This window comes from Azospirillum sp. A26, assembly GCF_042604635.1.
In the GTDB taxonomy this organism is placed as follows: Bacteria; Pseudomonadota; Alphaproteobacteria; order Azospirillales; family Azospirillaceae; genus Azospirillum; species Azospirillum palustre.
This window is the reverse complement of the sequence record NZ_CP170473.1, coordinates 1,686,977-1,706,589: the sequence shown is the minus strand read 5'-3', so window position 1 is coordinate 1,706,589 and position 19,613 is coordinate 1,686,977. Positions and strand designations below refer to the sequence as shown.

Genomic DNA, 19,613 nt, shown 5'->3' with positions numbered 1-19,613 from the left:
ATCCACAGACCAGAAAGGGAATGCACCATGTTGCACGGCGATATTTCCAGCAGCAAGGACACCGTCGGCGTCGCGGTCGTGAACTACAAGATGCCGCGCCTGCACACCAAGGCCGAGGTTCTCGACAACGCCCGCAAGATTGCGGAGATGGTCCAGGGCATGAAGGTCGGCCTGCCCGGCATGGATCTGGTGATCTTCCCGGAATATTCGACCCACGGGATCATGTACGATTCCAAGGAGATGTACGAGACCGCCTCGTCGGTTCCGGGTGACGAGACGCAGATCTTCGCCGACGCCTGCCGCAAGGCCAAGGTCTGGGGCGTCTTCTCCCTGACCGGCGAGCGGCATGAGGAGCATCCGCACAAGGCGCCCTACAACACGCTGATCCTGATGAACGACAAGGGCGAGATCGTCCAGAAATACCGCAAGATCATGCCGTGGGTGCCCATCGAGGGCTGGTATCCCGGCAACTGCACCTTCGTCACCGAAGGGCCGAAAGGGCTGAAGATCAGCCTGATCATCTGCGACGACGGCAATTATCCGGAGATCTGGCGCGACTGCGCCATGAAGGGCGCCGAACTGATCGTCCGCTGCCAGGGCTACATGTATCCGGCCAAGGAACAGCAGGTCATCATGTCCAAGGCGATGGCCTGGGCCAACAACAGCTACGTCGCGGTGGCGAACGCCGCCGGTTTCGACGGGGTCTATTCCTACTTCGGCCATTCCGCCATCATCGGCTTCGACGGCCGGACGCTGGGCGAGTGCGGAACCGAGGAGAACGGCATCCAGTACGCCCAGCTCTCCACCTCGCTGATCCGCGACGCGCGGAAGAACATGCAGTCGCAGAACCACCTCTTCAAGCTGGTCCACCGCGGCTACACCGGCAAGATCAACTCCGGCGAGGATTCCAAGGGCGAGGCGGCCTGCGCCTACAGCTTCTACCATGACTGGGTCAACGATCCGGAAGGCACCCGCGCGCGGGTCGAGGCGATGACCCGCGGCACCGTCGGCACCGAGGAATGTCCCATCGACGGCATTCCCAACCCGGAAACCGCCCTGCATCGCTGAAGAGCAGGATGGACGGAGCGGCGGGGGTCGGGAGACGCCCGCCGCCTTTCCCCGGAGCGAGACCAAAGATAAGGAGATGCGCCGATGGCGCTGGATGCACACCGGATTCCGGAGGAGCCCTATTACCGGCCGGTCGTCGGGGAGGTGGCGCTGTTCGAGGCCGCCTATGCGGCGCGCATGCCGATGATGCTGAAGGGCCCCACCGGCTGCGGCAAGACCCGCTTCATCGAGCATATGGCATGGCGGCTCGGCCGGCCGCTGGTGACGGTGGCCTGCCACGAGGACATGACCGCGTCGGATCTGGTCGGGCGCTTCCTGCTCGATCCCGGCGGCACGGTCTGGCACGACGGGCCGCTGACCCAGGCGGTGCGGCACGGCGCCATCTGCTATCTCGACGAGATCGTCGAAGCCCGCCAGGACACCACCGTGGTCATCCACCCGCTGACCGACGCCCGCCGCATCCTGCCGCTGGAGAAGCGCAACGAGCTGGTCCAGGCCCATCCGGACTTCCAGCTGGTGATCTCCTACAACCCCGGCTACCAGAGCGTCCTGAAGGATTTGAAGGAATCCACCAAGCAGCGCTTCGCCGCCATCGAGTTCGGCTATCCGGCCGCCGCGGTGGAGGCGGAGATCGTCGCCCACGAATCAGACGTCGCCGCCGGCACCGCGGAGCTGCTGGTCCGCATCGCCGCAAGCTCGCGCAACCTGAAGGGCCATGGGCTGCAGGAGGGGGTGTCCACCCGCATGCTGATCCATGCCGGCCGGCTGGTCGCGCAGGGGATCGCGCTGGAGACCGCCTGCCGGATCGCGCTGGTGCTGCCGATCACCGACGACGCCGACGTGCGGGACGCCTTCTCCGCCGCCGTGTCGGCGGCGATTGCCTGAGCCGTCCCTGTTCGGGGAGAGGACGAGAGGACCGGAGACCAGATGCCCGACGACCAGTCGCACCAATTTCCCGCTGGCCAATTTCCCGCCGACACAGCTTTTTCCTCCGTCGAGCGCCGGCTGGTCGCCTATCTGGTCGCGCTGTGGCGGTTGCGGGTGCCGATCCGCCATGCCAGGCCGGATGCCGCCGGCAACCCGCCGCGGCGGGTCAGCCTGTCGGACGGGCTGATCTGGATGCCCGGCACCTTCCGCGGCGTCGATGGCCGCCGCTCCGGCGCGCTGTTCCGTGCCGCCCTGGTCCATGCCGGGGCGCATCTGCGCTTCACTGGCCCGCGCTTCCCGGCCGCCGGGCTGAAGCCGTTGCAGCTGGCGCTCGTCTCGCTGATCGAGGATGCCCGGGTCGAGCAGCTGGCGATGCGCGAGCATCCCGGCCTGCTGCGGGTCTGGCGGCCCTTCCACGTCGCCGAGCCGGACGGCGCCGGCACCGCGCCCGCCCTGATGGCGCGGCTGGCCCGCGCGCTGATCGACCCCGACTACCGCGACGACGACGCCTGGGTCGCCAAGGGCAGGCGCCTGTTCTTCGAGGCGGAGGCCGGGTGGGACAGCCCGGCGCTCAGCCGCCGGATCGGCGGGCTGCTCGGCAACGATCTCGGCCAGATGCGGGTGCAGTTCAATTCCAAAGACTATGTCGTCGAGCCGGCCTACCGTGACGACAACCTCGGCCTGTGGGACCATGGCGAGGCGCCGCCGAGCCCGCCCAGCGACGCCGAGACGGTGTTCGAGGCCTTCCGCACCGAACAGCAGGAGCGCGACCATGGCCGGCCCGACGAGCAGCTGGGGGAGGGCGCCACCCCGGCGCGGCTGTCCGCCACCGATGTTCCCGCCCGCGCGGTGGGGGAGGAGGAGATCACCGCCCCGCCGCTGCGCTACCCGGAATGGGACTACCGCGTCGGCATCGACCGTCCCGACTGGGTCGTGCTGAACGAACGGCGGACCGAGCCCGGCGACCCCGCCGCCATCGCCCGCATCGTCGAGCGTCATCAGGCGACCGCCGACCGGCTGACCGCGCTGGTCCGCTCGGCCAAGGTCAGCCGGCCGGTGCGGCTGCGCCGCCAGCCGGAAGGCGACCGCATGGATCTGGACGCCTGCATCGACGCCATGGTCAGCCACCGCCGCGGCGAAGCTCCCGACCCGCGGGTGCATGAGGTTCTGGTCCGCCGCAACCGCGACCTGTCGGTCCTGCTGCTGCTCGACGTCTCCGCCTCGACCGGCGATCCGGTTGCGGGGGGTGGGCGCAGCGTGCTGTCGGTGGAGCGGGAGGCCGCGACGCTGTTCGCCCAGGCGCTGGACGGGCTGGGCGATCCCTTCGCCATCCATGCCTTCCGCTCCAACGGGCGGCAGGATGTCAGCTATTACCGGATCAAGGCGTTCCACCAGCCTTACGACGACGCGGCCAAAGGGCGGCTGGCCGGGCTGAAGGCCGGTCTGTCCACCCGGCTCGGCACTGCGCTGCGCCATGCCGGCCGGCTGCTGGAGCGGCAGGCGACCCATCGCCGCCTGCTGCTGGTGGTGACCGACGGCGAGCCGTCGGACATCGACGTCGCCGACCGCCGCTATCTGCTGGACGACGCCCGCCGCGCCGTGCTGGGGCTGGCGGCGCGGGGGATCGACTGTTTCGTGATCGGGCTTGATCCCCAGGGCCGCGATTACCTGACCCGGATGTTCGGAGCGCGCAACGTCATGGTGATCGACCGCGCCGAGAAACTGCCGGAGGTGCTGCCGACCTTCTATCTGCGCCTGTCGACATGACCGTACCGGTCGCGCCGGGCTGCGAGCGCAACGGCGATTGCGCCATAGAGCCCGGCCAGCGCCCACAGCGTCAGGAAGGGTTCGGCGACCTCGGAGAGGGGCGCCCCGAGCTGGGCCGTGCGGACGAGCCCGTCGATTGCCGATGTGCTGGGCAGCAGCCGGGCGACCAGACGAACCGCGTCCGGCATCGATTCCTGCGGCCAGGAAAAGCCCGCCAGGAAGAAAAAGGGCAAGCCGACCGCCGCGGTGGCGAGCTGCACCGCGAGCGGCGTGCGGAAGACCGCCGCGGCGATCATGCCAAGCCCGTTGACGGCGAGGGCGAACGGCAGCGCGAAGAGGAGAACGGTCGTGGGCGAGCCCAGGCGCGGGATGCCGTACAGATAGGGCAGGGCAATCAGGTAGAAGGGCAGGATCAGGGCTGCCGGCACCAGATAGGCCATGTATTTGCCGGTCACCGTCGCCAGCGGCCCCGCATTTGGTCGGCCGGGGTCGGGGATGGTGCCGAGCAGGCCGGTTCCGATCAGCAGGAGCTGTTGCAGGATCAGGATGAAAGCCGCCGGCAGCAGATAGGTCGCATAGCCTCCCTGCGGATTGAACAGCGGCACCGCCGTCAGCGGCATCGGGTCGACGACGGCGCCGGCCAGGGCCGGATCGACGCCGGCAGCGACCAGACGCGCGCTTTCGACCTCCGCCCCGAGCGTCCTCGCCACCGCCGAGACGGCCCCGGCGATCCGCTGATAGATCAGGAAATAGCTGGCGTCCGCATAGAGAGCGACCGGGGAGGGCCGCCCATGCAGCAGGTCGCGCTCGAAATTCCCGGGGATCAGCAGGATGCCCGACACCGCGCGTTCATAGACGGCGCGCTGGGCGCTTGGGAGGTCGGGCAGCACCAGGGCGACGCTGACGTCGGAGGTCGCGTCGAGCCGGCGGACCATCTCCCGGCTGCTGCTTGTCCCGTCGCGGTCCACAACCACGATGGGGACGTTGCGCAGCGCCTCGGTGAGGTAGGGCTGCGGATAGAACACGGCATAGATCGCCGCCGCCAGGATGAACACGGAAAAGACCGGGCGGACCGTGAAAATGCGGCGGAGTTCGTGGCGGAAAACGGCGAAGACCGCTCTCATGACGCCTTCCCCTCGTGAACCGCGATGCTGCGCCCTGTGACCGCCCGCCGGCGCCGGGCGCGCAGCCCCTCCAGCCGCCCTGCGGTCAGCCCGGCCAGTCCGATCACGAAAGCGGCGAGGACCAGCACCGGCGGCCAGGACAGGTCGGACGGCGTGCCGCGGACGGTCTGGTCGATCCGTGCCGTCAGGTACCAGGTTCCCGGCAGCAGCGCCCCATAGCCCTGGGCGAAGCCGCCCATGCCGAGGCGCGGAAAGCCGATTCCCATGAAGCCGAAGGCCGGTGCGGTCAGCAGCGTCCCGATGCTGACCGCCATCGCGGTGGAGCGCAAGAGCAGCGCCAGCAGGACGCCGAGCAACTGGCAGGCCAGCAGGAACAGGATGCCCGCGAGGAGCAGAATCCCCCGCTGGCCGCGCAACGGCAGATCGAGCAGGCCGAACAGGACGGAGTCGGCGATACCCAGAACCATCATCGACAGGATCGTATAGGGCAGGACCTTTCCCGCCATGGCCGGCCACAGGCCGCCGCCAAGCCTGCGCAGGATCGCCAGCCGGTGCCGCGTCTCGACATCCAATCCCACCGAATAGGCGGACGCCACGACCACCACCACCTGAAGCAGGCTGGGCAACAGGGCCGCCAGCAGGAAATGGGCGTAATTCATGGTGGGGTTGAACAGGCCGTGGACTTGCACCGGGATCGGTGCCAGCGAGGCCTGGGCGGCATCCATCGGCTGGCCCTGGGCCGTGCGCAGCGACAGGCGGATGCCGGCCGCCACCGTCGGGACGGCATTGTTGACCCCGCGCAGGACGAGGTTGCCGGTGGTCAGCGTCTGGGCGTTGTAGAAGAACACGATTTCCGGCCGCCGCCCCGCCTTCACGTCCCGTTCCAGATCGCGCGGAATCATCAGCAGCCCGTGGACGGCGCCGGACAGGATCAGCCGGCGCCCTTCGGCAAGGTCGGCGACGCGCCGCGCCACCGCGGCATCGGGCGTGGCATCGACGGTGCGGACGATGGTGCGCGAAAGGTCGGACCCGTCGAGGTCGAGCACGGCGACCGGCAGGCGGGTGGCGAGGCCGGCGCTGAAAATCGCCATCAGCAGCCCCATCAGGCCAAGCGGCAGAAGGGTCACCAGCACCAGGAGACCGGGACGGCGCCGGCGCAGCCAGACCAGTTCACGCTGGAAGACCAGCAGGAAGCCGGGACGCAACCCGGTGCGGGGCCGCATCTCAATGCCCCTGCCGGACCCAGATGGCGCTCATTCCCGGCCGCAGTCCCTCCACCGGCGCGGCCGGCACGGCCCGGACCTCGAAGGTCCGCAGATCGAAATCGCCGGTGGCGCGGGTCGCCCGCCACGTCGCGTATTGCCCCTGGACGTTGATCGTCGTCACCCGCACCGGGATCTCCGCCGAGCCGATTTTTGCCGACTTCAGGGCAGGAACGGTGACCCGGAAGCCGTCGCCGACGCTGAGGCCCGCCAGCAGATCTTCGCGCAGGTTGAAGGTGAACCACGGGTGGGCGATGTCCACCATGGAGAAGAGCGGCGCGCCGGCGCTGAAATTCTCGCCAGGCTCCGCCACCCTGGTGGTGATCTGGCCATCCATCGGCGCGCGGACGACCAGCTCCTCCACATCGACGGAGCGCTGGCGGAGGGCGGCCTCCGCCTGCTTGACCTGGGCGGCGGCGAGGGCGCGCTCCTCCGGGCTGGCGCCGGTGACCGCGAGATGCAAGGCAGCCTCCGCCGATTCACGCTTGCGGACGGCGGCCTCCAGATTGCGCGCCGCCTCGTCGAGCCGGGCCTGCGGGGTGTTGCCCGAGCGGATGAGCTGGGCCTGCCGGCCGTAATTGTCCTGATAGAGGGTGACGTCGGCTTCCGCCGAGGCCAGATCGGCCCGTCTCGCGGTGATGGTCTCGGCCCGCGTGCTGTTGACCCGGTCGAGGTCGGCCCTGGCCACGCCGAGCGCCGCCTGGGCGGCGGCCAGCGCCGCCACCAGCTGCGGGCTTTCCAGCTCGACCAGCACCGTCCCGCGCGCCACCCTGTCCCCGGTGTCGGCGCCCAGTCTGGCGACGCGGCCGGAAACGCGGGGGCTGATGTCGACCCGGTCGGCCGACACCTCTCCCTGGACGGTCAGCGGCGGCGGCCGTGTCGCAAACCACAGGGTCGTGCCGAGCGCCGCGATGGCGGCAACCCCGATCGTCCAGCGAAGAGCCCTCATTCCGCTCATCCCTCAACCTGTCCCGGACCAGACGCCGGTCCCGTTTCCCTGTGTGTTCAATGGGCCGATGTATTCGGTGAGAATACAGCGCGAGCCCGCGCCAATGGCTCGCCGTCATTCATTGGCGGCTGACGAGCATGTTCCGGCTTCAAGGATGAAGAGGCGCTTCCGGTCTCGAATAGCTACTTTGAAATTCCTGGAGCCGGCAAATGAAGTTTATACAGCGCCATGATGAACGGCGTTCAGTGTGTCCGGGTCGGCCATCGCGGCAACAATCTGCCGGATCAGCCAGCAGGCGCCGGGGTCACGCTCGGCACGCTGGTGCCGGATCATGTCCAGGTTCACCCGCTGCGGTTCATAGGGAAGGTCGAGAATCGCCAAGCCGGACTGTTCCACGGCCCGGAGGGCCAGGAGCCTGGGCAGGGTCGCCACCATGTCGCTAACCTGCAGCAGCGGAGGGACGGCGGCATAGTGCGGGACCGAGACGGCCACCCGCCCGGTCAGCCCCCTGTCGCTGTCGGCCGCTTCGAGGATCAGCCGTTCGACCCAGACCCGCCGGGATACGCCGCGGTCGTCGATGAACCCGTCGGTCGCCCCCTCTTCGCTGCCGGTCAACTCCACGACGACGTGGGGAAACTCGAACAGGCGTTCCCGCGTCACCGGCCCGGCGGTCAGCGGATGTCCGCGGCGGACCACCACGGCTTCCGATTCCTGGAAAAGCGTGGTGCGGCGCATGCGGTCCGGCAGGTCGGCAAACCAGCCGATCACGAAATCGACCCGTCCGTCGTCGAGTTGACGGACGACGTCCATGCGGTTGACAGGGAAGACCCGCAGGTCGATCTGCGGCGCCAGCGGGGCGATCCGGGCGACGATGCGCGGCAGGACGATCACCGCCGCATAGTCGGTTGCGGCGATGCGGAAGGTCCGCACCGCCTCTGACGGGATGAAGGCCTTCGTGCTCATCGCGTCGGCGATCCGTCCCAGCCCATCGGCGATGCCGGACGACAGCTGGAGGGCGCGGGCAGTCGGTTCCATCCCGGAGGTGCCGGGGACGAACAGATCGTCCTCCAGCGACTGACGCAGCCGGGCGAGCGCATGGCTGACCGCCGAGGGCGTGATCCGCAATTCCCTGCTGGCGCCGATCACGCTGCGATGCTGCATGACGGCTTCGAACACCCGAAGGAGATTCAGGTCCAGTCTGCGGATCGGCACGGCGTCGGTCCCATCCATGTCGGTTGAGGGGGACGGTTGAGGGGGATGGTTGAGAGGGTGAGCCGGGTCCGGTCGCTTCGCATCGCCACGCATCGCCGCCGGTCCGTATGCTGACGCGAATATGGCCGTCCGTCAAAGGGCGGCAAGGCGCGACAGAATTTCCGCGCATCGCGGCGATGGGGAGGGTAGACTCTGCGGGATCGGAGGATGCCCCTCCCGTCTCCTTAAAGGAAGTCCGTAAGCCCCATGCCACCCTCCAGGCCCCGCGTACCAGTGCCGCGACCGAACTTCAGCAAGTCCCGCTCCAACAGCGGCGCATCGACCGGGGTCCGGCCAGCACCCGCCCGTGTGAACGGATCGGCGGTGCAAAAACAGACGCAGTGGCTCGCCCGTGCCACCGATGCCGAACGCACGGGCGACAGTGTGGAAGCGGAGCTTTGCCGGCAGTATGCCGAGCATTGGTTTCGCGTCTCGCGCGGCCAGGATTGAAACCGGGCTGTCGCGACGGCGAGCGCATGGACGCTTCCACCCGGTAAAGACGGCCGCCGGCGTCTTTCCCGGGACGTGAGCCCACCTTGTCCGGGGCAGTTCCACCGTCTATAAACAGGCATGCTTCAACGGAAGACCGTTTCAGTCCCGCCCGGTCCCGAACATCGAGCGGTTGCCGGACGATTGCCGGCTGAGAGCCATCGCACAGGCAGGGCAGAGGGTCAGTGAGCGCATGAGCACCACCCTGCCGGACCTCGAAGCATGCGATTGGAGCGCAACCCCGCTCGGACCGCGTGAGGGCTGGAGCCCTGCCCTCGATGCGATCTTCACGATGATGCTCGCATCCCCCTTCGCCATGTGCGCGACCTGGGGATCGGAACAGACGCTGCTCTACAACGACGCCTATGTTCCCTTTCTGGGCAAGCGCCACCCGGCGGCGCTGGGGCAGCCGATTGCCTCCGTCTGGTCCGACGTGTGGGACACGATCGGCCCGCTCATCGCGCGCGTGCTGGAGGGCGAGGCGGTAAGCTTCACCGACATGCACCTCGTGATGACCCGCAACGGCTGCGAGGAGGACACATGGTGGACCTTCGCCTACAGCCCGCTGCGCGACGGCGGACGGGTCGTCGGCATGCTCGACATCGCGATGGAAACGACGGCGGGGGTCATCGCGGCCCGGCAGCGCGACGCGGTCGAGGCAGAACTGCGAGCGCGCAACGTGGCGCTGGAGCAGGAGGTTGCTGCCCGTACCGAAGCCGGCAACCGCTTCTCCACCCTCATCCAGCATCTTCCGGTCGGGGCGTGCCTGCTCGACGCCGATGGACGGGTGTTGCTGTCCAGCCCGCTGTTCCGCGAACTCCTGCCCGATCAACCCATGCCTTCCAGAATGACGAAGGCGGAGAGTGCCGACCGGTGGCGCGCCTTCGATGAGAATGGAAATCGGCTTCCCCCCAGCCGCTATCCCGGTGCGCGCGCCCTGCGCGGCGAGGTGGTCTCGCCGGGCATCGAGTTCCTCCACAGAGAGGCCGACGGGTCCGAGCGCTGGTTCGCCGTCAGCAGCGTGCCGCTGACGGACGGCGCCGGACAGGTCACCGGCGCCATCGCCATGCTCGAAGACATCGACCATCGCAAGCGCGCCCTCGAAACTGCCCGCACCGATGCCGAACGGGTCCAACTGGCCCTGTCCGCCGGTGCGATCATCGGCACATGGTTCTGGGACATCGCGGCAGACCGCTTCACCATCGACGAAGCGTTTGCGGCGACCTTCGGGCTCGATCCGGCGCTCGGGCGTGACGGCATCAGCCTGGCGCAGCTGGTCGAGACCGTGCATCCGGATGACCGGGCCGGTTTGGACAAGGCGATCCGCGAAGCGATGGCGTGGGGCGGCCGCTACGCCCACCAGTACCGCGTCCGCCGGCAGGACGGACGCTATTACTGGATCGAGGCCAACGGTCGGGTCGATCTGAGCGCCGATGGGACCGCGCGGGGCTTTCCCGGCGTGCTCATCGACGTAGAGGAGCGGCGCACCATCGAAGCGGAGCGCGACCGGGCGATTGCGGAGCTGCGCTTCCTCAACGACACCTTGGAGCAGCGCGTCGCCGAACGCACGGCCGAGCTGATACAGGCCGAGGAGACGCTGCGGCAATCGCAGAAGATGGAGGCGGTCGGCCAGTTGACCGGCGGCATGGCGCATGATTTCAACAATCTGCTCCAGGCGATGTCGGGCTGCCTTCAGCTGGTCGGGCGGCGCGCCGGCCACGTCGCCGGAGTGCAGAAGGTTCTGGAGTCCGGCCATCAGGCGGTGGACCGCGGCGCCAGCATGATCCGGCAGCTGATGGCCTTCTCGCGCCGTCAGAACCTGGAACCCGAAGCCTTCGACGTCCGCGACCGCCTGTTGGGGATGCGCAGCTTCCTCGACCGGGCGCTGCGTGCCGACATCCGGCTGGAGTTCGATCTGGAGGGTGGATTGTGGCCGGCGATGGCCGATCCGGTGCAGTTCGAGCTGGCGATCCTGAACCTCGCCACCAACGCCCGCGACGCCATTGCCGGAGCCGGCCGGCTGATGATCGGTGCCGGCAACGTCGAGCAGTGCGGCGAGAGCGGGCTGCAAGGCCACTTCGTCCGGATCTGGGTGCGGGACAGTGGCCATGGCATGGCCCCGGCAATGCTGGAGCGGATCTTCGAGCCCTTCTTCACCACCAAGCCGGTGGGCCAGGGCACCGGGCTGGGGCTGGCGCAGGTCTACGGCTTCTGCCGGCAGTCCGGCGGGATCGCCACCGTCGACAGCGTGGAGGGGCAGGGCACCAGTGTTACGCTGCTGCTGCCGCGCGCCGAGACCATGCCGGTGGCGGCGGTCGATGCCCAGCGGGCCATGGTCGATGGCGGCGGCGCCAGCGTGCTGCTGGTCGAGGACGACCCGGTGGTGGCGCTGGTGATCGTGGCGGCCCTGGAGGAGATGGGGTATCAGGTCAGGCGCGCCACGACCGGGGAAGAGGCGTTGCGCCTGTTGCGGGACGGGGAACGGCCGGATCTGCTGTTCACTGACATGGTGATGCCGGGCGAGATCGACGGCGCCGCCCTGGCCGCGGCGGCGCGGGCACTGCTGCCCCGGCTGGCGGTGGTTTTGACCACCGGCTACAGCGAGGACCGGGCCGGGCTGAAAGGCTTCCCCGTCCTGTCGAAGCCCTACCGGATCGAGGATCTGGCGCTGACCCTGCGTCAGGAGATCGACCGGAGCGCGAAACTTTAAGTCTCCCACGTTCGGCCATTCCATCGCACCCGGCCGGTTTCGCGGCAGAACCGGTCACGTTCGATCCCCCGGTTGGTCGGGAACGACTCTTTGTGCGCGGAAATGACAACGTTGTCATTGCATCGATGCGGCAATATGATAACGTTGTCATCGGACGTTCGACGCTTCGTCCTCATCTGGCTGATCAGGATTGCCGCCCATGAGCCTGTTTCTCGATGCCCTGCTCGACAGCAGTTTAGACGACAGCATCCGTGGGGTGCCGCCGGGGACGGCGCCGCTGCGGCTGCGGGATGTCGGCGCACAGGGCTGGCGGCCGGCTGCCGGCGACATGGCGCTGCCGGTCCTGACGCTCGACGAGGATGCCTTCGCTGCCAACCGCGACCTGATCCTTGCCTATGCGCGACATCATGGTGTGGCGCTCGCTCCGCATGCCAAGACGCCGATGGCGCCGCAGATCGCCTCCGGGCTGGTGGAGGCCGGCGCCTGGGGCGCCACCGTCGCCAATCTGCAGCAGGCCGCCGTGCTGCTGCGCGCGGGCGTGACCCGGCTGATCCTCGGCAACGAGATCGGCGGCATCGCCAGCGGCAGGCGGCTGGGCGCGCTGCTCGCCGCCCACCCCGACGCCGACCTGCATGCCTTTGCCGACTCCCCGGCCGCGGTCGAGACGCTGGCCGCGGCTGCCCAGACCTCCGGCCGCCCGCTGGCCGTCCTGGTCGAGGTCGGCGCCGGCCGCGGCGGCGCCCGCGACCGTGCGGCGGTGGACGCGATCCTCGCCGCGGTCCTCAAGCATCCCGGCCTGCTGGTGCTCGACGGTATCGCCACCTATGAGGGGGCGGTCGCGACCTCTGACCCGGTAGCGACCGCCGCCAACATCGCCGCCCTGATGGAGCGGACGGCGGAGGCCTTCGCCCTGGTGCGCGCGCTGGTGCCGGACCGGCCGCTGCTGCTCACCGCCGGCGGATCGGCCTTCTTCGACATGGTGGTCGCCGCTCTGGCGCCGGTCGCGCAAGCCGACGGCAACGCCACGCTGGTGCTGCGCAGCGGCGCCATCTTCTTCCACGATCACGGCACCTACGAACGCGCGCTCGGCGCGCTCGATGCCCGGCAGGGCTTCGCCTGCGGCGGCGCCACCGCCGCCGATTTCCGCCCGGCCCTGCGCCTGTGGGCGGAGGTGCTGACCCGGCCGGAGCCGGGGCTGGCGATCTGCGGCTTCGGCATGCGCGATTCCTCCTTCGACCAGGATCTGCCCCGCCCGCTGCGCATTCACCGCGACGGCGTGGCGCTGCCCGCGGACGGGTTGCGGGTGACCCGGCTGAACGACCAGCACGCCTTCGTCGCCGTTCCGGCCGGTCAGGAGCTTGTGGTTGGCGACATCGTCGAGTTCGGCATCTCGCACCCCTGCACCTGCATCGACCGTTGGCGGGTGTTGTTCGGCCTCGATGCCGACGGGCGGGTGTGCCGCGCCTACCGCACCTTCTTCGGCTGACCCGAGGCGGCCAGATTCCCCATGCAGACATTGAATTTCCAGCAGCTCTGGCGCTATCAGGACCAGCTGATCGACGGCACGCTGCACACGCTGCTGCTGACCCTGGTCGCCGCGGCCATCGGCACCGCCATCGGCGTCGCCGCGGCGGCGGCGGTGCGCAGCGGGCCGCGCCCGGTGCGCTGGGCGATCCGCGGCTATGTCGAGCTGATCCGCAACACGCCGTCGCTGATCCAGCTGTTCGTGGTCTTCTTCGTGCTGCCGGGCTTCGGCCTGCGGATGGGGGCCTTCGAGGCGGCGTCCATCGCACTCGGCCTCTATTTCGGCGCCTACTGCACCGAGATCGTCCGCGCCGGGCTCGACGCCATTCCCGGCAGCCAGGTCGAGGCCGGCCAGTGCCTGGGGCTTAGCCGCTGGCAGGTGTTCCGCTACATCGTGCTGCCGCCCGCCCTGCGCAGCGTCTATCCCGCCTTCACCAGCCAGTTCGTCCTGCTGCTGCTCGGCACCTCGCTGGCCTCGCAGATCTCGGCGGAGGAGCTGTTCCACACCGGCGGCTTCATCGAGACGCGCACCTACCGCAGCTTCGAAGTCTATGCCGTGATCTGCGGCATCTACTTCGCCCTGGTGATGACCTTCAAACTGCTGTTCGCCGCGGTGGGGCACCTCGCCTTCCGCTGGCCGGTTCGGCGCTGACGGAGACACCGGCCATGCGTTCCTTCTCCCTCGCCGATTTCCTGTCGCTGCTCAGCGCCCTGCAATGGACGGCCGTCCTCGTCCTCATCGCGCTCGGCCTCGGCGCGCCGCTGGCCCTGCTGCTCGCCCTGATGCGGACCAGCGCCAGCCGTGCGCTGCGCTGGACCGCCACCGCCTTCCTGCAGCTGGTGCAGGGCGTGCCGCTGCTCGGCCTGCTGATGTTCTTCTATTTCGGCATGCCGGTCTTCCTCGGCATCGAGATGCCGCCGCTGGTCGCCGTCGGCATCGCCATGACGGTCTACACCGCCTCCTTCCTAGGCGAGATCTGGCGCGGCGGCATCGAAGCGGTGAAGCACGAGCAGTGGGAGGCCGCCGCCTGCCTCGGCCTGTCGACCTGGCACCAGTTCCGCTACGTCATCGCGCCGCAGGCCTTCCGTATGGCGCTGCCGCCGACCGTCGGCTTCCTCGTCCAGCTGATCAAGGGCACCTCGCTGGCCTCCATCGTCGGCTTCGTCGAACTCGCCCGCGCCGGCCAGCTGGTCAGCGCCGCCACCTTCCAGCCCCTGCTGGTCTATTCGATCGTCGCGGCGATCTACTTCGCCGCCTGCCTGCCGCTCACCCTGTGGGCCCGTTCCCTGGAGGTCCGTCTCAATGGCGCTCGTTGACATCCGAAACGTTTCCAAGAGCTATGGGTCGACCCAGGTGCTCAAGGGGGTGTCGCTCGACATCAAGGAAGGCGAGATCGTCACCATCATCGGCAAGTCGGGCTCCGGCAAATCGACCCTGCTCCGCTGCATCAACGCGCTGGAGCGCATCGACGGCGGCGAGATCACGGTGGAAGGCCAGCCGGTGCGCACCGACATGCCGAACCTGCGCGACTTCCGCCAGCGCGTCGGCATCGTCTTCCAGGCCTTCAACCTGTTCCCGCACATGACGGTGGAACGCAACATCACGCTGGCCCCGGTCCTCAACAAGCGGATCGCCAAGGCGGAAGGCCGGGCGCTGGCGCTGGACGTGCTGGAGCGCGTCGGGCTGGCCGACAAGATCGACGCCTATCCGGCCCAGCTCTCCGGCGGGCAGCAGCAGCGCGTCGCCATCGCCCGCTGCCTCGCCATGCGCCCGCACCTGATGCTGTTCGACGAGGTGACCTCGGCGCTCGACCCCGAGCTGGTCGGCGAGGTGCTGAAGGTGATGGAGGACATGGCGCGCCAGGGCATGACCATGGTGCTGGTCACCCACGAGATGGGCTTCGCTCGCAACGTCGCCTCCAAGATCGTCTTCATGCACCAGGGCCGCGTCTGGGAAGAGGGGCCGCCGGCCGAGCTCTTCGCCAACCCCCGCACCCCCGAATTGCAGAGCTTCATCGCCTCCGTCCGCTGAGGCATGGCCGAACCAACCACCGGTTCCCCGAGGACCGGACAACCACCAGAACAGAGGAGCAATGTCGTGAGACTCTTCCGGACCCTCGCCGCCGCCGTGGCGGTCTGCGCCACCGTCGCGCTCTCCGCCGCCGCCCTGCCGTCCGCCGCGAAGGCCGATGCCCTGCAGAACGTGCTGTCGGCCGGCAAGCTGCGCGTCGGCGTTCTGATGGACGCCGCCCCCTGGGGCTTCAAGGACGCCAAGGGCGAGGCCGCCGGCCTCGACATCGATCTGGCGAAGCTGATGGCCGCCGACATGGGCGTGAAGTTGGATCTGGTCCAGGTGACCGGCGCCAACCGCATTCCCAGCCTGCTCGCCAACAAGGTCGACGTGCTGATCGCCGCCGCCGGGGCCACGCCGGAGCGCGCCCAGCAGGTGACCTTCACCCAGCCCTATGCCGCGGTCAATCTCGGCGTCTACGGGCCGAAGTCGATGGCGAACGCCACCGATCCCGACGGGCTGAAGGGCCGCAGCATCGGCGTCGCCAAGGGCTCGACGCTCGACATCTGGCTGACCGACAACGCCCCCGGCGCCAAGCTGGTCCGCTTCGAGGACACCCCCGGCGCCATCGCCGCCTATCTGGCCGGGCAGGTCGACACCTTCGCCGAGAACAGCGCCATCGCGCTGAAGGTCGCGCAGGACAATCCCGGCAAGGAGGTCGAGCAGAAGTTCCTGATCCGCCAGTCGCCGGCCCATGTGGCCGTCCGCCATGGCGAACAGGATTTGGTCAACTGGATCAACACCTTCCTGTTCTACAACCGCCTGAACGGCAAGCTGGGCGCCCTGCAGATGACGTGGTTCAAGGAAAAGCAGACGCTTCCGCAGATGTAACCCGCCGTTCGGCATCCAAGAGAGGTTTTTTCGATGATCACCAGGTTCCAGGTCGGTTCGCGCATGAGCCAGGCTGTCGTCTGCCAGGGCATGGTCCACATCGCGGGTCAGGTCGCCAACAACCGCACCGGCTCTATCCAGGAGCAGACCCGCGACGTGCTGGCCAAGATCGACGCCCTGCTGGCGGAGGCCGGCAGCGACAAGTCCAAGCTGGTCGCCGTCAACGTCTTCCTGCCGCACATCACCGACTTCGACGCCATGAACGAGGTCTACGATGCCTGGATCGATCCGGCCAACCCGCCGGCCCGCGCCTGCACCGAGGCGCGGCTGGCCGACCCGGACCTGCGCGTCGAGATGACGGCGCTGGCCGCCCTGTAAGCGGGCTTCCTCGGTGAACCGGACGGGGCGCCGGGCAGCCGCTTGCCCCGGCAAACGCTGAAGGCAAGCGCCGCTGAGGCGCCCCTCCGCCAGAAGGTTTTTGGAATGCACACTGGCCTCTACCACGCGCTCGATTTCGCCGCCGACGGCAAGTCGCTGGATTTCCTCAGCATCCCGTTCTCGGTGGATCGCTCCCCCTATTATCAGGTGAAGGTCCCGGTCTGCCGCGTGCGCAACGGGACGGGCCCGCGCGTGCTGCTGATGGCGGGCAACCACGGCGACGAGTATGAAGGCGAACTGTTGCTGGGCCGCCTGTTCCGCCGCCTCGATCCCGCGCGCATCCGTGGCGAGGTGACGATCCTGCCGGTCGCCAACGCGCCGGCGGCGATGGCGGCGCGGCGGCGGTCGCCGCTGGACGAGGGCAACCTCAACCGCGCCTTCCCCGGCGACCCCGCCGGCACGCCTACCTTCCGGCTGGCGCATTTCCTCGAACACGAGCTGTTCCCGCGTCACGACGTGGTGTTCGACATCCATTCCGGCGGCACCTCGATGGCGCACCTGCCCTGTGCCCTGATCGAACGGCAGGGCACGCCCGACCGGCTCGGCCGCGCGCTGGAGCTGATGCGTGCGCTCGGCATGCCCTACGGCTTCGTGGCGGAGAACGGGGCGACGGCACCGACCTCGATGGCCGCCGCCGCACGGGCCGGCGTCATCGGCATCAGCGGCGAGTTTGGCGGCGGCGGCACGGTGACGCCGGAGACCATGGCCTACACCGCCCGCGCCATCGACAACCTGCTGATCGCCACCGGGTTGACAGACGCGCCGGTTCTCTCGGTTCCGGCCCCGGTTCCGACGCCGATGCAACTGCTTCAGCTTGACAGCCACCGGCAGGCGATCTACGCGCTGCGGCGCGGCTGGTTCGAACCGGCGGTCGATGTCGGGGCGCGGGTCGCCGCCGGCGATCTCGCCGGCTGGTTCCACGACCTGACGCGGCTCGACCAGCCGGAGGAGGAGCTGCGCTTCCAGGAGGCGGGCATCGTCATCTCGCGGCGCCTGCACAGCGACAGCGAGGCCGGCGACTGCCTGATCCAGGTGGCGCGTCCGGTGGAGGAGGCGGGCATCCTGGGGCGCGCGGCCTGACCGGGCGGCATCGCAGGGACAGGCGGCCAGGGAGACGGGCGACATGAGTGAGAGCAGCGCGGCCAAGCGTCCGCCGACCATCGACGACGTCCTCCGCCTCCGGGCGGCGGAACCGGTGCCGTCGGCAGACGGGGACGCCGCCGGGGGTGCGGCTCCGACGCGCATCGTCGAGATCGCCCGGCTCGCCGGGGTGTCGCCGATCACCGTCTCGCGCGCCCTGCGCCAGCCGGAGAAGGTGGCCGAGGCCAAGCGCCGGAAGATCCTGGAGATCGTCGAACGCACCGGCTACGCCACCAACCCGCATGCCCGCGCCCTGCGGTCGGGCCAGTCGAACATCGTCGCCGCCTTCGTCTCCAACCTGCAAAGCCAGCAGTTCTGCCTCGCCGTGCAGGGCTGCGGCGAGGTGCTGGAGCCGCAAGGCTATCAGCTGATGATCGGGCAGACCTCCTACTCCTACGCCAAGGAGACGACGATGATCCAGTCGCTGCGCGAGATGCGGCCGGCGGCGGTCATGTTCACCGGCGTCATCGAGATCGAGGAGAACCGGCGGGCGTTGCGGGCGCTCGGCATTCCGATCATGGAGACCTGGGCTTATCCCCGCGACCCCATCGACATGCTGGTCGGCTTCTCGAACATCGACGGCGGCCGTCTGGCGGCCGAGCATTTCGCCGGGCGGGGCCATCGCCGCGTCGCCTATATCGGCCGCCGCAGCGGCCGCGGCGCTTTGCGGCTCACCGGTTTCCGCGAGGGCGCCCGCGCCGCCGGGCTCGACATCGTCGCCGAGCTGTCGGTCGACAGGGTCACCAGCATGGTCGACGGCCGCCGCGCGCTCGCCGAGCTGCTGTCGCGCAACGCGGCGGTCGAGGCGGTGTTCTGCGCCAACGACCTGCTGGCGACCGGGGCGCTGCTGGAGGCGCGCCGGCTGGGCATGCGCCTGCCCGACGACATCGCCATCCTGGGATTCGGCCACAATGACGTGGCCGAGGAACTGCCGCCCGGCCTGACCACCATCGGCATCGACAGCCGCGACCTCGGCCGGCAAGCCGGATCGATGATCCTGCAACGGATGCGCGGAGACATGCCGCCGGAGCCGATCCGCGCCGTCGAACTGACGCTGACCCACCGCGGGAGCAGCTGATACCAGGGTCAGAAAGTTTTGACTTTTGACCCTGGTATCGGCCACGACGGCGGCCGCACGGGCACATGCCCGCGAAGCCAAGGCCCGCGGACGCGGGCCGCCCGGCGTCTGAGGCGCTGGAAAGTGCCGACCGCAGGTCGGAACTTTCCGGCACTGGTATGAGACGGGTCCGCCGGCCTGCGTGCCGACGTGCCCGGCGCGCCATGAGGACCGTCTTCATCGGGGGGCCGATTGGAGCGTTCGCTATCCTCATCGCTCTCCTGAACTCAGCCGAACGCCCCGGTTCTGGCCATTCGCGCCCAGGCAGGCGCAAGCGCCACGGCCTATCTGTCTGGCCTGCCTGTCATCGAATCGAAACGATCGGACCCCGCTTATGGAAGCTCTGAACCAACATCTGTTCCTTCTGCTGAACGCTCCGCCCGATCCGCCGGCCGGGCTTCTCATGCTGGCGCGCTTTCTGGCGGACGACGTGGTGGTGCTGGTCGCGGCCCTGGTCGCGGCGTTGTGGGTGTGGGGACGGCAAGACGGGCGCGCCGTCCTGGTCGGTGCCGGCTGCGCGCTGCTGACGGCGGCGCTGGTCAACTCGGCGATTGGCGCGCTCTGGCATCATCCGCGCCCCTTCATGATCGGGTTGGGGCATCAGCTGATCCCGCACGCCGCAAATTCATCTTTCCCCAGCGACCATGCGACCTTCATGTGGACGATCGGGATCAGCCTGCTGCTGCGCGGGTCCTGGCAGCGGCTGGGCTGGGGGATGATGGCCTTCGGGATGGGCGTCGCATGGGCACGCATCTATCTCGGCGTTCACTTCCCCCTGGACATGGCGGGCGCGCTTCTGGTCTCCGCCACCGCTTCCCTGCTGGTCATTCCGGCTCGCCCCATCGTCGATGGGGTGCTGACGCCGGCCATCGTCCGGCTTTACGAGGGAACCGTGCGGCTGCTGCATCTGCCCGCCGCCCTGTTCCCGCTGGACCGCAAGTGAGG

18 protein-coding genes are annotated in these 19,613 nt (G+C 68.9%); 14 read left to right on the top strand and 4 right to left on the bottom strand.

The window, feature by feature from the left end:
- The first annotated feature begins 27 nt into the window (after positions 1 to 27).
- The 3 genes from ABNQ39_RS21830 (at position 28) to ABNQ39_RS21820 (ending at position 3,762) form a co-directional block, all read left to right on the top strand.
- Complete coding sequence (locus tag ABNQ39_RS21830) at positions 28 to 1,068, top strand: aliphatic amidase (protein ID WP_376960467.1); 1,041 nt, start codon at positions 28 to 30, stop codon at positions 1,066 to 1,068.
- An 84-nt stretch (positions 1,069 to 1,152) separates the two neighbouring features.
- A complete protein-coding gene (locus ABNQ39_RS21825; protein WP_376960465.1) occupies positions 1,153 to 1,953 on the top strand; it encodes a CbbQ/NirQ/NorQ/GpvN family protein in 801 nt (266 codons plus the stop codon).
- A 42-nt stretch (positions 1,954 to 1,995) separates the two neighbouring features.
- Entirely contained in the window at positions 1,996 to 3,762 is a 1,767-nt protein-coding gene (locus ABNQ39_RS21820) for a nitric oxide reductase activation protein NorD (protein WP_376960463.1), read from the top strand.
- Here ABNQ39_RS21820 and ABNQ39_RS21815 read toward each other — a convergent pair.
- From ABNQ39_RS21815 to ABNQ39_RS21800, 4 genes are all read right to left on the bottom strand, one after another.
- Positions 3,741 to 4,886: an ABC transporter permease gene (locus ABNQ39_RS21815; protein WP_376960461.1), complete on the bottom strand. Its 1,146-nt coding sequence runs from the start codon at positions 4,884 to 4,886 to the stop codon at positions 3,741 to 3,743. The two genes, ABNQ39_RS21820 and ABNQ39_RS21815, sit on opposite strands and share 22 nt — an antisense overlap.
- On the bottom strand, positions 4,883 to 6,109 hold the full coding sequence (locus ABNQ39_RS21810) for an ABC transporter permease (protein WP_376960459.1): 1,227 nt from the start codon (positions 6,107 to 6,109) through the stop codon (positions 4,883 to 4,885). Before ABNQ39_RS21810 ends, ABNQ39_RS21815 begins: the two co-directional genes overlap by 4 nt.
- Position 6,110: 1 nt before the next feature.
- Positions 6,111 to 7,097: an HlyD family secretion protein gene (locus ABNQ39_RS21805; RefSeq protein ID WP_376960457.1), complete on the bottom strand. Its 987-nt coding sequence runs from the start codon at positions 7,095 to 7,097 to the stop codon at positions 6,111 to 6,113.
- 216 nt (positions 7,098 to 7,313) lie between these two features.
- Positions 7,314 to 8,309 carry a LysR family transcriptional regulator gene (locus tag ABNQ39_RS21800; RefSeq protein ID WP_376960455.1) on the bottom strand — a complete coding sequence of 332 codons (996 nt, stop codon included), beginning with the start codon at positions 8,307 to 8,309 and terminating at the stop codon, positions 7,314 to 7,316.
- Between the two features lie 363 nt (positions 8,310 to 8,672).
- Between ABNQ39_RS21800 and ABNQ39_RS21795 the strand changes: the two genes are divergently transcribed.
- The 11 genes from ABNQ39_RS21795 (at position 8,673) to ABNQ39_RS21745 (ending at position 19,611) form a co-directional block, all read left to right on the top strand.
- A complete protein-coding gene (locus tag ABNQ39_RS21795) occupies positions 8,673 to 8,798 on the top strand; it encodes a DUF4167 domain-containing protein (protein WP_376960453.1) in 126 nt (41 codons plus the stop codon).
- A gap of 331 nt (positions 8,799 to 9,129) precedes the next feature.
- Positions 9,130 to 11,547 (top strand): PAS domain S-box protein, encoded by a 2,418-nt coding sequence (locus ABNQ39_RS21790; protein ID WP_376960451.1) that lies wholly within the window; start codon positions 9,130 to 9,132, stop codon positions 11,545 to 11,547.
- Between the two features lie 199 nt (positions 11,548 to 11,746).
- Entirely contained in the window at positions 11,747 to 13,033 is a 1,287-nt protein-coding gene (locus tag ABNQ39_RS21785; RefSeq protein WP_376960449.1) for an alanine racemase, read from the top strand.
- A 21-nt stretch (positions 13,034 to 13,054) separates the two neighbouring features.
- Complete coding sequence (locus ABNQ39_RS21780) at positions 13,055 to 13,723, top strand: amino acid ABC transporter permease (protein WP_109046899.1); 669 nt, start codon at positions 13,055 to 13,057, stop codon at positions 13,721 to 13,723.
- A 14-nt stretch (positions 13,724 to 13,737) separates the two neighbouring features.
- On the top strand, positions 13,738 to 14,388 hold the full coding sequence (locus ABNQ39_RS21775) for an amino acid ABC transporter permease (RefSeq protein WP_174475026.1): 651 nt from the start codon (positions 13,738 to 13,740) through the stop codon (positions 14,386 to 14,388).
- The gene (locus ABNQ39_RS21770) at positions 14,375 to 15,103 is read left to right on the top strand and encodes an amino acid ABC transporter ATP-binding protein (RefSeq protein WP_376960446.1); all 729 of its coding nucleotides are present in this window, start codon (positions 14,375 to 14,377) and stop codon (positions 15,101 to 15,103) included. Before ABNQ39_RS21775 ends, ABNQ39_RS21770 begins: the two co-directional genes overlap by 14 nt.
- 66 nt (positions 15,104 to 15,169) lie before the next feature.
- Positions 15,170 to 15,973 (top strand): transporter substrate-binding domain-containing protein, encoded by an 804-nt coding sequence (locus ABNQ39_RS21765; RefSeq protein WP_376960444.1) that lies wholly within the window; start codon positions 15,170 to 15,172, stop codon positions 15,971 to 15,973.
- A gap of 33 nt (positions 15,974 to 16,006) precedes the next feature.
- Positions 16,007 to 16,351, top strand: coding sequence for a RidA family protein (locus ABNQ39_RS21760; RefSeq protein ID WP_376960442.1), 345 nt, complete (start codon positions 16,007 to 16,009; stop codon positions 16,349 to 16,351).
- Positions 16,352 to 16,456: 105 nt separating this feature from the next.
- Positions 16,457 to 17,491: a succinylglutamate desuccinylase/aspartoacylase domain-containing protein gene (locus ABNQ39_RS21755; RefSeq protein ID WP_376960440.1), complete on the top strand. Its 1,035-nt coding sequence runs from the start codon at positions 16,457 to 16,459 to the stop codon at positions 17,489 to 17,491.
- Positions 17,492 to 17,534: 43 nt separating this feature from the next.
- Entirely contained in the window at positions 17,535 to 18,629 is a 1,095-nt protein-coding gene (locus ABNQ39_RS21750; RefSeq protein ID WP_376960438.1) for a LacI family DNA-binding transcriptional regulator, read from the top strand.
- Between the two features lie 373 nt (positions 18,630 to 19,002).
- The gene (locus ABNQ39_RS21745; protein ID WP_376960436.1) at positions 19,003 to 19,611 is read left to right on the top strand and encodes an undecaprenyl-diphosphatase; all 609 of its coding nucleotides are present in this window, start codon (positions 19,003 to 19,005) and stop codon (positions 19,609 to 19,611) included.
- The last annotated feature ends 2 nt before the right edge of the window (positions 19,612 to 19,613 follow it).

Excerpts from the sequence above, each read along its gene's own strand:
- ABNQ39_RS21745 (WP_376960436.1), top strand. The coding sequence starts at position 19,003 with ATGGAAGCTCTGAACCAACATCTGTTCCTTCTGCTGAACGCTCCGCCC.
- ABNQ39_RS21805 (WP_376960457.1), bottom strand. The coding sequence starts at position 7,097 with ATGAGGGCTCTTCGCTGGACGATCGGGGTTGCCGCCATCGCGGCGCTC.
- ABNQ39_RS21755 (WP_376960440.1), top strand. The coding sequence starts at position 16,457 with ATGCACACTGGCCTCTACCACGCGCTCGATTTCGCCGCCGACGGCAAG.
- ABNQ39_RS21830 (WP_376960467.1), top strand. The coding sequence starts at position 28 with ATGTTGCACGGCGATATTTCCAGCAGCAAGGACACCGTCGGCGTCGCG.
- ABNQ39_RS21760 (WP_376960442.1), top strand. The coding sequence starts at position 16,007 with ATGATCACCAGGTTCCAGGTCGGTTCGCGCATGAGCCAGGCTGTCGTC.
- ABNQ39_RS21825 (WP_376960465.1), top strand. The coding sequence starts at position 1,153 with ATGGCGCTGGATGCACACCGGATTCCGGAGGAGCCCTATTACCGGCCG.
- ABNQ39_RS21750 (WP_376960438.1), top strand. The coding sequence starts at position 17,535 with ATGAGTGAGAGCAGCGCGGCCAAGCGTCCGCCGACCATCGACGACGTC.
- ABNQ39_RS21790 (WP_376960451.1), top strand. The coding sequence starts at position 9,130 with ATGATGCTCGCATCCCCCTTCGCCATGTGCGCGACCTGGGGATCGGAA.
- ABNQ39_RS21815 (WP_376960461.1), bottom strand. The coding sequence starts at position 4,886 with ATGAGAGCGGTCTTCGCCGTTTTCCGCCACGAACTCCGCCGCATTTTC.
- ABNQ39_RS21810 (WP_376960459.1), bottom strand. The coding sequence starts at position 6,109 with ATGCGGCCCCGCACCGGGTTGCGTCCCGGCTTCCTGCTGGTCTTCCAG.
- ABNQ39_RS21770 (WP_376960446.1), top strand. The coding sequence starts at position 14,375 with ATGGCGCTCGTTGACATCCGAAACGTTTCCAAGAGCTATGGGTCGACC.
- ABNQ39_RS21820 (WP_376960463.1), top strand. The coding sequence starts at position 1,996 with ATGCCCGACGACCAGTCGCACCAATTTCCCGCTGGCCAATTTCCCGCC.
- ABNQ39_RS21785 (WP_376960449.1), top strand. The coding sequence starts at position 11,747 with ATGAGCCTGTTTCTCGATGCCCTGCTCGACAGCAGTTTAGACGACAGC.
- ABNQ39_RS21780 (WP_109046899.1), top strand. The coding sequence starts at position 13,055 with ATGCAGACATTGAATTTCCAGCAGCTCTGGCGCTATCAGGACCAGCTG.
- ABNQ39_RS21775 (WP_174475026.1), top strand. The coding sequence starts at position 13,738 with ATGCGTTCCTTCTCCCTCGCCGATTTCCTGTCGCTGCTCAGCGCCCTG.